Source organism: Micromonospora sp. NPDC049523 (assembly GCF_040676775.1).
Classification (GTDB): Bacteria; Actinomycetota; Actinomycetes; order Mycobacteriales; family Micromonosporaceae; genus Micromonospora_G.
The window spans coordinates 64,634-80,531 of the sequence record NZ_JBFAPP010000010.1 but is presented as its reverse complement, the minus strand read 5'-3'; the positions used below and the strand labels follow the sequence as shown (position 1 = coordinate 80,531).

The following is a 15,898-nucleotide window of genomic DNA, read 5'->3' as shown; positions in this document are numbered from 1 at the left end:
CCGGTGGGTTCACCGTGCCGGGTCAACCGCGGGTGCCGACCCAGCGCCACTCGGCCACCCGTGGGGCGTCCTCGCCGTAGCGGCGGGTGTAGTCGCGACACTCCTGCCGGGCATCGACCATGGACTGGCGCAGGTGCGCGGCTCGGGCGGACAGCCCGGGCACCCGGTCGATCACGTCGACCACCAGGTGGAACCGGTCGAGCTGGTTGAGCATCACCATGTCGAACGGCGTGGTGGTGGTGCCCTCCTCCTGATACCCGCGTACGTGCAGGTTGTCGTGGTTGGCCCGGCGGTAGGTCAGCCGGTGGATCAGGGCCGGATACCCGTGGTAGGCGAAGATCACCGGTTTGCTCCGGGTGAAGATCGTGTCGAACTGGGCGTCGGGCAGGCCGTGCGGATGGGCGACCTCGGACTGCAGGCGCATCAGGTCGACCACGTTCACCACCCGTACCCGCAGGTCGGGCAGGTGTCGCCGGAGCAGGTCGGCGGCGGCCAGCGTCTCCAGGGTCGGTACGTCACCGGCGCAGGCCAGCACCACGTCCGGCTCGGCCCCCTCGTCGGTGCTGGCCCAGCCCCAGATCCCGAGCCCGCGCTGGCAGTGCAGGACCGCCTCGTCCATCGACAGCCAGTTCGGGCTCGGCTGCTTGCCGGCGACCACCACGTTGATGTAGTGCCGGCTGCGCAGGCAGTGGTCCATGATGGACAGCAGGGTGTTCGCGTCCGGCGGCAGGTAGACCCGGACCACCTCTGCCTTCTTGTTCACCACATGGTCGATGAAGCCCGGATCCTGGTGCGAGAAGCCGTTGTGGTCCTGCCGCCAGACGTGGCTGGAGAGCAGGTAGTTCAGCGATGCCAGCGGCCGCCGCCAGGGGATGTCGCTGGTCGTCTTGAGCCACTTCGCGTGCTGGTTGACCATCGAGTCGACGATGTGGATGAACGCCTCGTAGCTGGTGAACACGCCGTGCCGGCCGGTCAGCAGGTAACCCTCCAGCCAGCCCTCGCAGAGGTGTTCGGAGAGCACCTCCATCACCCGGCCGTCGGGGGAGAGGTGGTCGTCGCCGGGCTGCCGCTCGGCGACGAAGACCCGGTCGGTGACCTCGAAGACCGCGTCCAGCTTGTTGGAGGCCACCTCGTCCGGGCCGAAGAGCCGGAACCGGTCCGGGTTGGCCACGATCACGTCGCGCAGCCAGCGCCCGGTCGGGGTGGTCGCACCGGCCGCCGTGGCGCCGGGTTCCGGCACGGCCACGCCGTACTCGCGGTAGTCGGGCAGCACCAGGTCGCGCAGCACCTCGCCACCATTGGTACGCGGGTTCGCGCTCATTCGCAGGTCGCCCTCGGGAACCAGTTGGCACACCTCGGGTACGGGTGAACCGGTGGCGTCGAACAGCTCCTCGGGACGGTAGCCGCGCATCCACCGTTCCAACTGGGCCAGGTGCTCAGGGTTGTCCCGTACCCCGGCCAGCGGGACCTGGTGGGCGCGGAAGGTCCCCTCGACCCGCCGGCCGTCGACCTCGTGCGGCCCGGTCCAGCCCTTCGGCGTACGGAGCACGATCATCGGCCAGCGCGGGCGCTCGACCACGCCGGTGCTCCTGGCCCGGCCCTGGATGGCGGCGATCTCGTCCAGGGCCCGGTCCAGGGCGGCGGCGAGTTCCCGGTGCACCCGGTCCGGTTCGTCACCGGCGACCACGTACGGGCGGTAGCCGTAGCCGTGCAGTACGGAGAGCAGGTCCTGCTGGGGGATCCGGTCCAGGATCGTCGGGTTGCCGATCTTGTAGCCGTTGAGGTGCAGGATCGGCAGCACGGCCCCGTCGCGGGCCGGGTTGAGGAACACGTTCGACAGCCAGCTTCCGGCGAGCGGCCCGGTCTCCGCCTCGCCGTCGCCGATCACGCAGGCCACTATCAGGTCGGGGTTGTCGAACGCGGCGCCGTAGCTGTGCATCAGCGAGTAGCCGAGTTCACCGCCCTCGTGGATCGAGCCCGGCACCTCGGCGGAGACGTGGCTGGGGATGCCACCGGGGAAGGAGAACTGCCGGAACAGCCGTTCCATGCCGGCCTCGTCCCGGTCCACCGACGGGTAGCGCTCGCTGTACGTCCCCTCCAGCCAGGTGTTGGCCACGATCGCCGGCCCGCCGTGTCCCGGCCCGGTCACGAAGATCATTGGCAGTCGGCGTCGGACGATGGTCCGGTTCAGGTGCGCGTAGAGCAGGTTCAGGCCGGGGCTGGTGCCCCAGTGCCCGAGCAGCCGGGGCTTGATCTGCTCCGGGGTCAGCGGCTCGCGCAGCAGCGGGTTGGTCATCAGGTAGATCTGGCCGACGGTCAGGTAGTTCGCCGCCCGCCAGTACAGGTTCAGCCGACGCAGCTCGTAGTCGGTGAGCGGGGCGTGCGGATCCAGCGCGGTCTCCATCGGTTCGAGCCTCTCGCGTGTCGGGTGCTCGCGCAGCCGGATCGGTGGATGTCCCCCGAGCGGGGACGCTCAGGCCTGCACGTACAGCTCGTGCGCGGTCCGGACGATGACCACCGGGGCGGGCGAGTGGTAGAGCAGGGTCTGGCTGAGCGCGCCGAGCATGCTGCGCGAGGGTTGTTCCCCGCGCATGCTCACCACCACGACCTCGGCCGCGTGCGACTCGCCGAGCAGGATCTGCTTCGAGTCGCCGCTGCGGACCCGGGGCAGCACCCGTACGTCCGGGTACTTCTGCCGCCAGGGCTCCAGCGCCGCGTCGAGCTCCTCGGCCACCGAGGCGTCCGGCTCCTCCGACGGGTCGTCCGCCTCCCAGATCCGGAGTGCGACCAGTTCGGTGTCACGCCAGTTCGCGGCGTCGAAGGCGAAGCCGAGGGCGGTTGTCGTACCGGCACTGCAGTCGATGCCGACCAGCACCGGACCGGGCGGTGGGGAACTTTCGCGTACGACCAGCACGCTGCACCCGGCGCGGGCGGCGACCTGTACCGACAGGGCGTCGATCGGTACGGCAGTCTGGGCGGAGAGCCCGCCGTCGCCCAGCACCATCATCGCGGCGCTGCCCGATTCCCGAAGCAGGGTGGTGAGCGCCGGCCCCTCGATCAGCGCGCAGGTGAGCCGGAGTTCCGGTTCGGCCTCCGTCGCGGCCCGGGCGGCCTCGTTGAGGAGTCGGTCGGCGGGTCCGCGCTGCTCTCCCTCGAGCGGCGTGGACGGGTCGGCGACCCAGTTGAAGGCGTGCACGATCCGTAACGTCCGTTGGTGTGCCGCCGCCTCGTGGGCGGCCAGCCGTACCGCGGTCATGCCCTGTGCGGAGTCGTCCACCCCGACCACGACCGGCGCGTTCGCGGACAGGCTCATCGTCGTCACCTCCGGGCCCGGTCGCCGACGCCGGGTGGGCGGGCTGGCTCGCAGCGCTTGTCTCCGGTACTGACAGTAGTGGCGGGTCCGGGTCGGCGGACCGGTTCCGGGCTTCCGTCCTGTCAACCAGGGTTGACAAGACGGGGCCTGTCAACCTAGGTTGACAGGATGAGTCAGGCAACGGATCTCGCGGCGGCGGCCGGCAGCACCGACCCCCGGGTCGGGCTGCGGGCGGTGCTCGCCCTCCGCCGGCTGCTCGAACGACTGGAGATCGTCCAGGTCGACAACGCCCGGCGCCAGGGCTGGTCCTGGCAGGAAATCGCCGACGCCCTCGAGGTCAGTCGGCAGGGAGTCCACAAGAAGCACGCCGGCCGGTCGCCGGCACCGACCCGGGGAGAGTCCTGATGTGGAACCGGTTCACCGCGCAGTCCCGGCAGGTCGTGGTCGGCGCACAGGCCGAGCGGCGTCGACTGCGGCACGACTTCGTCGGCACCGAGCACCTGCTGCTCGGCCTGCTGGACGACAACAACGGCCCGGTGGCCGCGCTGCTGCGCGACGCCGGGGTGGACCCCGAGCGGGTACGGGCGGAGGTCGCCGGCATGCAACGGCGCGAACTCGGCGAGAGTGACGCCGAGGCGCTGCGCTCGATCGGCATCGACCTGGACGCGGTCCGGGCCAGCGTCGAGGGGTCGTTCGGCGAGGGGGCGCTGGAGGCACCGCTGCCACCGGGGCGACGGCGCTTGTTCGGCGGGCGCCGCACCCCGACCCGGCTCTCCCCGCGGGCGGCCAAGGTGCTGGAGTTGGCGCTGCGCGAGTCGCTGCGGCTGCGCCACGACACCATCGGCCCCGAACACATCCTGCTCGGCCTGCTGCGCGAGGGGGAGGGGCTGGCCGCGATGATCCTCGTCCAGGCCGGACTGGACCTCGACGAGCTGCGTCGCCGGGTGGTCCACTCCCTCGGCGCGGCTGCCTGACGTACGCCGGGACTGGTCGTCGCCGGCCCGGACCGGGACCGGCGCGACCGGCTCCGGTGTGACGGTCGCCGGCCTGACGACTGCAAGGTATGACATAGAGGATATGTATTTGCATCAATCGATTGGGGCTAGCGTGAGGCGCACTGACGGCGTTGCCGCACCGGACCGGGATCCGGCCGGAGCCCTGCGCAGCGTTCCTCATACCCCCAATCGAAGGGACCGTCAATGCAGCACAGATCCTCGTCTGTCGCAGCGGCAATCCTGCTCGCGGCCGGCATGCTGGCCACGCTGCCGCAAGTGGCCTCGGCCAAGCCCACCAGCGAGGCGGCACCGGCCGTCTCCGCGGAGATCCTCAGCGCCATGCAGCGCGACCTCGGCCTCACCGCAGGCCAGGTGCAGGCGCGGCTCGCCGCTGACGACCGGGCCGCCAAGGCCGAGGAGACGCTGCGCGGCAGCCTCGGTGGCAGCTTCGGCGGCGCCTGGCTGGCCGACGGCAGCCAGGTTGTCGTCGCGGTCACCGACGCCGCGTCCGCCGAGCGGGTACGCGCCGCCGGTGCGCAGCCGAAGGTCGTCGCCCGCAGCGAGTCGGCCCTGACGGCGATCAAGGACACCCTCGACGCGAAGGGCACCGCCGCGCCGAAGTCCGTCACCGGCTGGTACGTCGACGTCACCAGCAACACCGTGGTCGTCGAGGCCACCGCGGACGGTCTCGCGGCCGCCAGCACCTTCGCCGCCACCAGCGGCGCGCCGGCCGGCTCGGTCCGGATCGCCGTCGCGGCCGAGGCCCCGAAGACGCTCTACGACATCCGGGGCGGGGACGCGTACTACATCGGCGGCGGGCGCTGCTCGATCGGCTTCTCCGTGAACGGCGGCTTCGTGTCGGCCGGACACTGCGGCACCACCGGACAGGCCGTCCAGGGTTCGAACCGGGTCGCCGCGGGCAGCTTCGCCGGCTCCTCGTTCCCCGGCAACGACTACTCGTTCATCCGGACCAACTCCAACTGGGTCCCGCGCGGTGTGGTGAACCGGTACAGCGGCAGCACCACCGTGGCCGTACGCGGCTCGACCGAGTCGGCCGTCGGCGCCTCCATCTGCCGCTCCGGCTCCACCACCGGCTGGCGCTGCGGCACCGTCCAGGCGAAGAACCAGACCGTGCGCTACTCGCAAGGTTCGGTCGGCGGCCTGACCCGTACCAACGCCTGCGCCGAGCCGGGTGACTCGGGCGGCTCGTGGCTCAGCGGCAACCAGGCCCAGGGCGTCACCTCCGGTGGCTCGGGCAACTGCTCCAGCGGCGGCACGACCTACTTCCAGCCGGTCCGGGAGATCCTCTCCGCGTACGGGCTGAGCCTCGTGCTCGGCTAAGCAGCGGCAAGACCACGAACGGGCCGGCGTACCCACGCCGGCCCGTTCGCCAACGTCATACCGATGCGGGGTACGTCACGGCCCGCCGGGTCGCTCGGTTCGGCGACTTGCTGCACACTGACGCCCGTGAGCCAGCAAAGCGACACCAGCAGTGACGGCGGCGTACGCTCCGCAGTCGTGGTGAACCCGACCAAGGTCGACGCCGCACAGTTGCGCAACACCGTCACCCGTGCGCTCGCCGACGCCGGCTGGCCCGAACCGCTCTGGTACGAGACGACGGTGGAGGACCCCGGCCGGGGACAGGCGCAGCAGGCCGTCGAAGCCGGGGTCGAGGTGGTCTTCGTCTGCGGCGGCGACGGCACCATCCTGTCCTGCGTGAACGCGCTGGCCGGCACCGACGTCGCGATGGCGGTGCTGCCGGTCGGCACCGGCAACCTGCTCGCCGCGAACCTCGGGCTCTCCGGCGACGTGGCCGCCGGCATCGAGGTGGCGATCGAGCGGGGGCGCCGGCTGCTCGACGTCGGGGTGGTCGACAACCAGGTCTTCACCGTGATGGCCGGCATGGGCTTCGACGCGCAGATGCTCGCCGCCACCTCCGAGACGACCAAGGCCCGGATCGGCTGGCCGGCGTACCTGGTCGGAGCCGTACGGCACCTGCGTGACCGACCGATGCGGGTGTCCATCCGGGTCGACGAAAATCCACCGCTGCGCCGCCGGGCGCGCACCGTGCTGGTCGCCAACGTCGGGCGCCTCCAGGGCGGCGTACGCCTGCTGGCCGACGCCGAACCCGATGACGGCTACCTCGACGTCGCCATCCTCACCCCGCGCACGATCGGGCAGTGGGCCCAACTGCTCTGGGGAGTGCTCAACCGGCACAAGCGGGTGCCCCAGATGGAGGTCTTCCGCTGCCGCCGGGTGCAGATCACCAGCAACCGCCGGCAGCCGAGGCAGCTCGACGGTGACCTGATCACCCCCGACAAGGCGCTGCGGGCGCACATCCGGCCCAAGGCGCTGTGGTTGTGCGTACCGGAGCCGGCCGAGGCGCCGGACCTGGCGGTGGACGCCGAGTCGGTGACCGAGCGGGGGGCGCGCCGGGTGGAACGAGTCCACGGTGAGTAGCACCCGCATCGTGCCGGAGACCCGGCTGATGGCGGACGACCAGCTCTCCGCCGACGACGCCTGGCACACCCTGCGCCGATACGGCGGCTGGCACCTGCTGCGGGACGCGTTCATCCGGTTCCGGTACGGCGACGGCTTCAGCCACTCCCGCGCCACCGCCCTGCAACTCTGCCTGGCGGTGGTCCCGTTCCTGATCGCCCTCACCGGCCTGATCAGTGACCTCGGCGTGGAGGACGGCGGGCGCGTGGTCGCCGACACCGTGGTCGCGCTGACGCCGGGCCAGAGCGACGCCATGGTCGAGGAGTTGCTGGTCGACACCGAGCGCACCGAGGAGGCCGGCGAACTCGCCCTGGCCCTCGGTCTGATCACCGGCCTGTTCGCCCTCACCACCACGATGGCGCAGGTCGAGCGGGGCGCGAACCGGATCTACGGGGTGGAGCGGGACCGGCCCGCCCTGCGCAAGTACTTCCGCGCGGTCCTGCTGGCGCTCGGTGCCGGCGTACCGGCGCTGTTCGGGTTCCTCATCCTGGTCGGCGGCGGACCGCTCGGCGACTCGGTGCAGCGCTACTACGCCTGGGGCGAGGTCGCGCACACGACCTGGAACGTGCTCCGCTGGCCGTTGAGCCTGGGCCTGACCGTGTTCGCCGTGGCGGTGCTGTTCCGGTACGCGCCGCGTCGCCACCAGCCGAGCGTGTCCTGGCTGCTGTTCGGCGCCACGCTGGCCACCGCGCTCTGGTGGCTGGCGAGCGTGCTGCTGGCCACGTACGTGAGCCTCAGCGACGGGTTCGGGGAGACGTACGGAGCGCTCGCCGGGATGATGGCGCTGCTGCTCTGGGCCAACCTCACCGGGATCGCGCTTCTCGGCGGTCTGGCCTTCAGCGCCCAACTGGAGGCGCTGCGGATCGGGGTCCCCGAGCCGGCCGAGCCGGACCGCTGGCAGCCCCGTACCGACCCGACCGTGCCGGTCGCGCGTACGGGCGCACACGACGTCGTCGCCGACGACCAAACCGACTCGGCGCCGCATTCGTCCTGAGTCCGGGTGTACCGCGCGACCCCATCGGGTATCGGCACGCCAGGCATCGAGGAGGTGCGGGTGTGAGCGCGGTCAAGGACATACTGCGGCGACCGGGCGGCCAGTTCACCGAACGGAGCCTGGCCGGCCTCGTGTTCATCGTCGGCACCGGGGCGGGATTCGCCCTGCTGCTGACCCTGGTCCGGGTCGAGTGGGGACCGCTGCGCCGGGTCGACGGTGGGGTGGCGGCCTGGTTCAACGAGCTGGTCTCCGCGCACCACCCGCTGGTCACGGTGCTCCGGGCGATCACCGACCTGGGCGGCCGACCGATCATGGTCTGGCTGGTCACGGTCGCGGTGGTCGGGCTGCTGATCCGCCGACAGGGCCGGTTGGCCGGCTACCTGCTGGTCACCGGTGCCGGTGCACTGGCCCTGGACCCGTCGCTCAAGGCACTGGTCGGGCGCCTGCGGCCGGTGGTCGACGTACCGGTGGCGTCGGGGGTTGGCAACAGCTTCCCCAGCGGACACGCACTCGGTTCGCTGGTCGCGTACGGGGCACTGCTGCTGGTGTTCCTGCCGGCCATCCGGCCCCGGTGGCGGCGCCCGGCGATCGCGTTCGTCGCCGTACTGGTGTTCGCGATCGGGCTGACCCGGATCGCGCTCGGCGTGCACTTCGTCTCCGACGTGCTCGGCGGCTGGCTGCTCGGGCTGGGCTGGCTGGTCGTCACCGGGTACGCCTTCCGGCTCTGGCGACGCGAGCGGGGCCGCCCGGTGCCGGAGCTCACCGAGGGGCTGGAGCCGGAGGCCCGGCAGGACCTGCGGCCGGCGCCCGCCGAGGAACGGATGCTGCCGCACCCCTGGGCCGGCAGCGCCGAGCTGGTCACCGGCTGGGTGCTGGTGTTCGCCGCCCTGTACGGCTTCGGCATGCTGGTCAGCTACCACGCCGACGGTACGTTCGTGGCGTGGCTGGACACCGAGGTGCCGCGCTGGTTCGAGGAGCACCGTACGGCCACTCTCGACTCGATCAGTTACGGCTGGAGCAAGGCCGGTGACACACACGCCATCCTGCTCGTCTCGTTGATCTTCTGCCCGCTGATGCTCGCCGTCTGGCGCCGCTGGCGACCGGTGCTGTTCGTCGTGCTGACCATGTTCGGCGAACTGTCGCTCTTCCTGACCAGCGCCCGCGCGGTCGACCGGCCCCGTCCCGCGGTGGAGAACCTGGACGGCCAGATGCCGACCGCGTCGTTCCCGTCCGGGCACATCGCCGCCACCCTGTGCCTCTACGTGGCGATCGCGGTGCTGGTCATGCCGCGTACGGACCGGTGGTGGCGCTGGCTGACCGTGGTCGCCGCGGTGGTGATGCCGCTCGGCGTCGCCCTCTCCCGGATGTATCGAGGCATGCACCACCCGAGCGACTTCGCCGGTGCCATCCTGCTCACCGCGCTCTGGGTCGGCCTGCTCTACCTGGTGGTACGCCCCAACGCGGACCTCGAACAGGGCGACCCGCCGAGCACGCCGGAACCGGCCGCGCTGGCTAGAGTGGCGGCATGAGGATCGGCCCGGAGCAGACCGTCCCGTCCGTCACCACCAGCCCGGCCCCGCCGCGTGTGGTCCGGGCACCGGCCAGCCGCGTCGCGGCCACGGTCGGGCCCTCGCCGGCCGTCAGCGGTGCCACGCCGCCTCCGCTGCTGCGCCGCCTGATCGGCTCGGTGCTGCGCCGGGTCCGGCTGCGACAGGGGCGGACGCTGCGCGATGTCGCCCGGATGGCGGGCGTCTCGGTGCCGTACCTGTCCGAGGTCGAGCGGGGCCGCAAGGAACCCTCCTCCGAGGTGCTGGCCGCGATCTGCCGCGCGCTCGGACTGCACCTGGCCGACCTGCTCGAACAGGTACGCGACGACCTGTCCCGGATCGAGCCCGCCCGCCCGGTCAGCCCGCCACGTGCCGACCGGCACCAGGCCGGGCAGCCGCGAGCCGGGGTGCCGTCGGCCGTCGGCCGGGCCAGCGAGATCTCTTGCGCTGTCAGCGGATCTCCCCACAGCAGAAACCGTTCCCTGCGCCCACGCCGCGGAGGGAGGCTGCACGAGTCGGTTATCCGGGCGAGCACCTCGCCCGCCGGCCGGGCAGGAGGCGGGATCTATGAACGGGCACAGGGTGTGGATGCGCGCCGAGGCGCAGGCCTCGTTCGGCGATCAGGTCTACGACCGGTTGCTGCAGGAACGGATCATCTTCCTCGGTACTGAGGTCGACGACGACTCCGCGAACCGGATCAGCGCGCAGATACTGCTGCTGTCGGCCGCTGATCCGGGGCGGGACATCAAGCTCTACATCAACTCGCCGGGCGGCTCGATCAGCGCCGGCATGGCGGTCTACGACACGATGCAGTTCGTCCCGAACGACGTCGCCACGATCGCCCTGGGCCTGGCCGGTTCGATGGCACAGTTCCTGCTCTGCGCCGGCACCGCGGGCAAGCGCTATGCGCTGCCGCACGCGCAGGTGATGATGCACCAGCTCTCCGGCGGCATCGGTGGCACCGCCGCCGACATCGCCATCCAGGCGGAGAACATGCTCCACGTCAAGCGGACCACGCACGAACTGCTGGCCCGGCACACCGGGCGTACGGTCGAGGAGATCACCCGTGACTCCGACCGGGACCGGTGGTTCACCGCCGAGCAGGCGAAGGCGTACGGGATGATCGATCACGTGATCGCCCGAGCCGGCCAGATCCCGGATCCGGAGCCGGCACCGGCCTGACCGCACCGATCGGCCGCTGGTCCCCGGACACTACTGTCGAGCAGGTGACCAGGCCAGGGGCGGACGGGGGGATCCCACCGGCGGCACCGCCGCTGGAGCCGGACGTGCCCCGGTGGATCCAGCTACCCGTACGGGTGCTCGCCGCGCTCGTGATCGTGCCAGTGGGCCTGCTCTGGGAGACGGTCCGGCTGACCGGCCGGCTGCTGTACCGCTACCTGGTCCGTCCCGTGGGCCGGGCCGCCGACCGGCTGCTCTGGCGCCCGCTGGTCTGGTCGGCCCGGCACCTGCTCTGGTTGCCGCTGGTCTGGTCGGCCCGGCACCTCGTGTGGTTGCCGCTGGTGTGGGCCGCCCGTCATCTCGTCTGGTTGCCGCTGGTCTGGGCCGCGCGGGGGCTGGCCTGGGCGGCACGGTACCTGCTCTGGTACCCGTCGACCTGGTTGCTCCGTTACCTGGTCCTGGTACCGCTGAGCTGGTTGCACCGGCTGCTCGCCCCACCGGCCAGGGCGTTCGTACGGGTGCTCGCGTCGGCCGCCCGCTGGCTGCTGGCCCGGCTCGCCGTCGCGCTGCGCCTGATCGAGGCGGGCATGGTGTGGATCGGGCGGGTACTGGCGTCCGGCGCGCGTTTCGGCTGGTGGTTGCTCGGGGTGCTGGTGTGGTCCCTCTACCGGTTCCTGTTGCGCCCGTTCGGGCTGGCGGTGCGCTGGTCGTGGCGGCACGGTGTCGTCCCGGTCGGTCGCGCGATCCGCTGGTCGGTCGGTCAACTCGCCCGCCTGCTGCGGCCGGTCGGGTGGGCCGTGGTCTACCTCGGACGGCTGATCGGGGCCGGGGTGCGGTTCGGCTGGTGGCTGTGCGGGGTGCTGGTGCGGGCCCTGTACCGGTTCCTGCTGCGCCCGATCGGGCTCGCGGTGCGGTGGCTGTGGCGGCACACCGCCGTACCGGTCGGGCGAGCGGTTGGTCGGGTGTGGTCGGGAGGTGTCCGGCCGGCGCTGCGGTGGTTACGCGAGGACGTGTTCGGTCCGGTGAAGGTGACCACCCGACAGGTCTTCGTCGCGCTGGGTTTCCGTCGGCGGGCATGAGTTGTCGCCGGGCCCGAATCGCCCTGGTGTCGGGCGCCGGCGGGACGTGAATGTCCAGCTCAGTCCGTAATCTGTCGCTCATGAACATCGACTGGAACCGCGAACTGCTGGACCAGCTCGACTGGCACTGGCGCAACCAGCTCCGGCCCCGGCTCGACGGCCTCAGCGACATCGAATATCTCTGGGAGCCGGTGACCGGCTGTTGGAGTGTCCGTCCGCGAGGCGAGAGCCGTACGGCGCAGGCGTTCGGCACGGGCGAGCATCTTCTCGACTTCGCCTATCCCGAGCCCGACCCGGCGCCGGTCACCACGATCGCCTGGCGACTGGGGCACCTGATCGCGAGCGTGTTCGGCACCCGTACCGCCTCGCACTTCGGCGGGCCCCCGGTCAGCTACGACTCGTTCGCGTACGCGGGCACGGCGGCGGAGGCGCTTCGGCAACTCGACGAGGCGTACGGCCGTTGGGTCGCGGGGGTGCGGGGGTTGGGCGAAGCGGGCCTGGCCCGCCCGTGTGGTCCCGCCGAGGGACCGTTCGCCGAGTACCCGCTCGCCTCGCTGGTACTGCACATCAACCGCGAGGTGCTCCACCACGGCGCGGAGATCGCGCTGCTGCGCGACCTGTACCGTGCCGGGGCGGTACGGGGGCCGGGGCCGGAATCGGGGCCGGAATCGGAATCGGGGCCGGAATCGGAATCGGGGTCGGGATCGGATCGACCGGCCACCGGGGCGAGCCCGGTGCCGGGATCGAGTTGACCGGAGGCCGGGCCGGAGCGGAGGCCGGCACCGGGTCGACGGGACAACGGCGAGACGACGAGACAGTGATGAGCTTGACTATCTTGCGTTGGGGCGGGTAGCGTACCTGGCTTAACCGGTTAAGAGTCCGGCTGGCGTGACATCCTGTGGTGGGGATGACGGCGTCCGGGCGGATCGGGCGGGCGACCGTCGGACCGCCCGGACGCCCGCGTCCGCCGCTCACGCACGGCTCACGTTCTCCTGTCGTCCGGCCCGGTGTCTTCCCCGACCCGAACGCCGGCACTAGCGTGACGCGCTATGCACATGATTCGACGGATCACGGCGGTCGTCGCAGCGGCGACCCTCACCCTCACCGTCACGGGTGTACCGGCCAGTGCCGGCAGGAGCAGGGTCGGCGCGCCCGGTGCCGGGGACGGCTACTTCCCGCTCGCCGGTAACGGCGGCTACGACGTACGACACTATGGACTGGAGATCCGGTACCAGCCGGCGACCCGGGCGTTCTCCGGGGTGGCGACGATCGAGGCGCGGGCCACCGACCGGCTCGACCGGTTCAACCTTGACCTGCGCGGATTCGACGTCCGCTCGGTCACCGTCGACGGGAAGTCGGCGCGTTTCGACCGCGACGGTCAGGAACTGCGGATCTCGCCCCGGCACGGCCTCTCCTCCGGCGAGCGGTTCACCGTGGTGATCCGCTACGACGGTACGACCGGCCAGCCGACCGACAACGAGGGCGCGCTCTACGGCTGGGTCTCCACCCCGGACGGCGCTTTCGTCGCCAACGAGCCGGAGGGGGCGTCGACCTGGTACCCGGTCAACGACCACCCCACCGACAAGGCCAGTTACGACTTCCGGATCACCGTGCCGGAGGGCAAGACGGCGGTGGCCAACGGTGAGCTGGTCAGCCAGCGGACCCGGGGCGGCTGGACCACCTTCACCTGGCGGGCCACCGACCAGATGGCCAGTTACCTCTCCACCGCCTCGATCGGCGACTACGAGTTGCGGCGCAGCACCGGCCCGAAGGGGCTGCCGATCATCGACGCGATCGACCGGGACCTGGGACCGGACGCGGCGGCCGGGCTGGCGCGTACGCCGGAGATGATCGCGTACTTCAACGAGCTGTTCGGGCGTTACCCGTTCACCTCGTTCGGGGCGATCGTGGACGACGACGAGGACGCCGGCTACGCGCTGGAGACCCAGACCCGGCCGATCTACTCCGGCCCGCCGTCGGAGGGTACGGTCGCGCACGAGCTGGCCCACCAGTGGTTCGGCAACAGCGTGAGCCCGGAGCGCTGGCAGGAGATCTGGCTCAACGAGGGCTTCGCCACGTACGCGGAGTGGCTCTGGACCGAGCACACCGGTGGCACCACCGCGGCGGCCCGGTTCGACACGTACTACGCCCGCCCGGACACCTCCGGCATCTGGAACCCGCCGCCGGGTGACCCGGGCGCGGACAACCTGTTCGCCGGTTCGGTCTACACCAAGGGCGCGATGACGCTGCAGGCGCTGCGGGAGAAGATCGGCGACCGGGCCTTCTTCACCCTGCTCCGCACCTGGTACGCGGCAAACCGCGACGGCACGGTCGGCACCCCGGACTTCGTCCGGCTCGCCGAGCGGATCTCCGGCCAGCGGCTGAGCGCCTTCTTCCAGACCTGGGTCTACACGCCGGGCAAGCCCACCACCTGGTGACGACGGCATAGGTGCAGGGGCCCCGTCGCCGTCGAGGCGACGACGGGGCCCTCAACTTAACCGGTTGCGTTCATCGATACATGCCCCTACTCTGATCCGTGCGCCGCAGGAAGCCGGGTGGCAGCTGCCGGGCAGCAGTTGCCGAACCCTCACGTCCCCTCCCCGTTCCGGGGCTCTTCCTGAGGTAGGCCATGAAAACACGTGTCTCCGCCGCGGTCGCGGCGCTGCTCGCCGTCCTCGTCTCCGTACTCGCCTTCATCCAGCCGGCGCACGCCGCGGCCGGCTTCACGGTGAGCGGGGGACAGTTGCTCGACGCCAACGGCAATCCGTTCGTCATGCGCGGGGTCAGCCACGCGCACACCTGGTACCCGAGCCAAACCGGTTCATTCGCCAGCATCAAGGCGCTCGGCGCGAACACCGTACGGGTGGTGCTGAGTTCCGGCGCCCGCTGGACGCAGAACACCGCCAGCGACGTGTCCAGCGTGATCAACACCTGCAAGCAGAACCGGCTGATCTGCGTACTGGAGGTGCACGACACCACCGGGTACGGCGAGGAAGGTGCGGCGATCACCCTCGACCAGGCGGTCAGCTACTGGATCAGCATCCAGAGTGCGCTCGCCGGCCAGGAGCGCTACGTCATCCTGAACATCGGCAACGAGCCGTTCGGCAACAACGCCAGCGTCAGTGCGACCTGGCCGACGGCGACCCGCAACGCGATCACCCGGCTGCGCGACGCCGGCTTCGACCACACGATCATGGTGGACGCCCCGCACTGGGGTCAGGACTGGCAGTTCATCATGCGCGACAACGCGCAGTCGGTGTTCAACAGCGACCCGGACCGCAACACGGTCTTCAGTGTCCACATGTACGGCGTCTTCGACACCGCCGCCGAGATCACCGATTATCTCGGCCGGTTCCGCAGCGCCAACCTGCCGATCGTGGTCGGCGAGTTCGGCCACAACCACTCCGACGGCAACCCGGACGAGGACACGATCATGTCCTACACCCAGGCCAACGGGATCGGTTACATCGGCTGGTCGTGGAGTGGCAACGGCGGCGGCGTGGAGTACCTGGACATGGTCACGAACTTCGACGCCAACAGCCTGACCTCCTGGGGGCAGCGGATCTTCAACGGTGCGAACGGGATCCGGCAGACCTCGCGTGAGGCGAGCGTCTACAGCGGCAACCCGACCACCCCGCCGACAACGCCCACCACCCGCCCGCCGACCACGCCCCCGACCACTCCGCCCACGACCCGGCCGCCCACCACGCCGCCGACCAGTCCGCCGGTGACCACGCCGCCCGCGGGTACGCGTACCTGTACCGCGACGTACACGATCACCGGTCAGTGGCAGGGCGGTTTCCAGGGCGACGTGCGCGTGACCGCCGGCAGTGCGGCAATCAGCGGCTGGACGGTGAACTGGACCTTCGGCAACGGGCAGACCGTCAGCCAGTCCTGGAACGCCACGGTCACCAGCAGCGGTTCGGCGGTCACCGCACGCAACGTGGGCTACAACGGCAGCCTCGGCGCGGGTGCGGGTACGAGCTTCGGCTTCATCGGTACGTGGAACGGCACCAACAGCGCGCCGACCCTGCGCTGTACGGCGGTTTGACCCACCGCGAGCCCGTCCGCTGACCCACCCGGGTGAGTGACATCGGGACCGATCGGAGAATCCCTGTCCCGTCACCGGTGGCCGGACCCTTTCCCGGGGTCCGGCCACCGGCCTTTCCGTCGGCTCCTTCGGCCCGTTTGCGGGTACGGGTGATCGGCGCCCTCGCATACCGGTAATCGCTGCACCGCGGGGGTGGTTGAGTGCAATCGCGGACCCGCCCGAAAGGCCCGCGATAATTGAG

13 protein-coding genes and 1 pseudogene are annotated in these 15,898 nt (G+C 71.1%); 12 read left to right on the top strand and 2 right to left on the bottom strand.

What is annotated here, in order from left to right; translation table 11 throughout:
• Positions 1-22 precede the first annotated feature (22 nt).
• On the bottom strand, positions 23-2,404 hold the full coding sequence (locus AB0J90_RS17575; RefSeq protein WP_363596977.1) for a phosphoketolase family protein: 2,382 nt from the start codon (positions 2,402-2,404) through the stop codon (positions 23-25).
• A gap of 69 nt (positions 2,405-2,473) precedes the next feature.
• A complete protein-coding gene (locus tag AB0J90_RS17570; RefSeq protein ID WP_363596975.1) occupies positions 2,474-3,313 on the bottom strand; it encodes a universal stress protein in 840 nt (279 codons plus the stop codon).
• 168 nt (positions 3,314-3,481) lie between these two features.
• Between AB0J90_RS17570 and AB0J90_RS17565 the strand changes: the two genes are divergently transcribed.
• The 12 genes and pseudogenes from AB0J90_RS17565 (at position 3,482) to AB0J90_RS17510 (ending at position 15,657) form a co-directional block, all read left to right on the top strand.
• Positions 3,482-3,718: a helix-turn-helix domain-containing protein gene (locus AB0J90_RS17565; protein WP_121159297.1), complete on the top strand. Its 237-nt coding sequence runs from the start codon at positions 3,482-3,484 to the stop codon at positions 3,716-3,718.
• Positions 3,718-4,287 (top strand): Clp protease N-terminal domain-containing protein, encoded by a 570-nt coding sequence (locus AB0J90_RS17560; RefSeq protein ID WP_363596973.1) that lies wholly within the window; start codon positions 3,718-3,720, stop codon positions 4,285-4,287. Before AB0J90_RS17565 ends, AB0J90_RS17560 begins: the two co-directional genes overlap by 1 nt.
• Positions 4,288-4,512: 225 nt before the next feature.
• Positions 4,513-5,649: a S1 family peptidase gene (locus AB0J90_RS17555; protein WP_363596972.1), complete on the top strand. Its 1,137-nt coding sequence runs from the start codon at positions 4,513-4,515 to the stop codon at positions 5,647-5,649.
• Between the two features lie 126 nt (positions 5,650-5,775).
• Positions 5,776-6,768 carry a diacylglycerol kinase family protein gene (locus AB0J90_RS17550; protein WP_363596970.1) on the top strand — a complete coding sequence of 331 codons (993 nt, stop codon included), beginning with the start codon at positions 5,776-5,778 and terminating at the stop codon, positions 6,766-6,768.
• Entirely contained in the window at positions 6,761-7,801 is a 1,041-nt protein-coding gene (locus AB0J90_RS17545) for a YihY/virulence factor BrkB family protein (protein WP_363596968.1), read from the top strand. The genes AB0J90_RS17550 and AB0J90_RS17545 overlap by 8 nt, the downstream gene beginning before the upstream one ends.
• 62 nt (positions 7,802-7,863) lie before the next feature.
• On the top strand, positions 7,864-9,330 hold the full coding sequence (locus AB0J90_RS17540) for a phosphatase PAP2 family protein (RefSeq protein WP_363596966.1): 1,467 nt from the start codon (positions 7,864-7,866) through the stop codon (positions 9,328-9,330).
• Positions 9,327-10,019: a helix-turn-helix transcriptional regulator gene (locus tag AB0J90_RS17535; RefSeq protein WP_363596964.1), complete on the top strand. Its 693-nt coding sequence runs from the start codon at positions 9,327-9,329 to the stop codon at positions 10,017-10,019. Before AB0J90_RS17540 ends, AB0J90_RS17535 begins: the two co-directional genes overlap by 4 nt.
• Entirely contained in the window at positions 9,937-10,530 is a 594-nt protein-coding gene (locus AB0J90_RS17530) for an ATP-dependent Clp protease proteolytic subunit (protein WP_363596962.1), read from the top strand. The genes AB0J90_RS17535 and AB0J90_RS17530 overlap by 83 nt, the downstream gene beginning before the upstream one ends.
• A gap of 44 nt (positions 10,531-10,574) precedes the next feature.
• Positions 10,575-11,606, top strand: a complete 1,032-nt coding sequence (locus AB0J90_RS17525; RefSeq protein ID WP_363596960.1) for a hypothetical protein — start codon at positions 10,575-10,577, stop codon at positions 11,604-11,606.
• A gap of 80 nt (positions 11,607-11,686) precedes the next feature.
• Positions 11,687-12,232, top strand: a pseudogene (locus AB0J90_RS17520) (DinB family protein); the annotation flags it as partial.
• Between the two features lie 423 nt (positions 12,233-12,655).
• On the top strand, positions 12,656-14,044 hold the full coding sequence (locus AB0J90_RS17515; RefSeq protein ID WP_363596958.1) for a M1 family metallopeptidase: 1,389 nt from the start codon (positions 12,656-12,658) through the stop codon (positions 14,042-14,044).
• A gap of 191 nt (positions 14,045-14,235) precedes the next feature.
• Positions 14,236-15,657, top strand: coding sequence for a cellulase family glycosylhydrolase (locus tag AB0J90_RS17510; RefSeq protein ID WP_363596956.1), 1,422 nt, complete (start codon positions 14,236-14,238; stop codon positions 15,655-15,657).
• Positions 15,658-15,898: the final 241 nt, after the last annotated feature.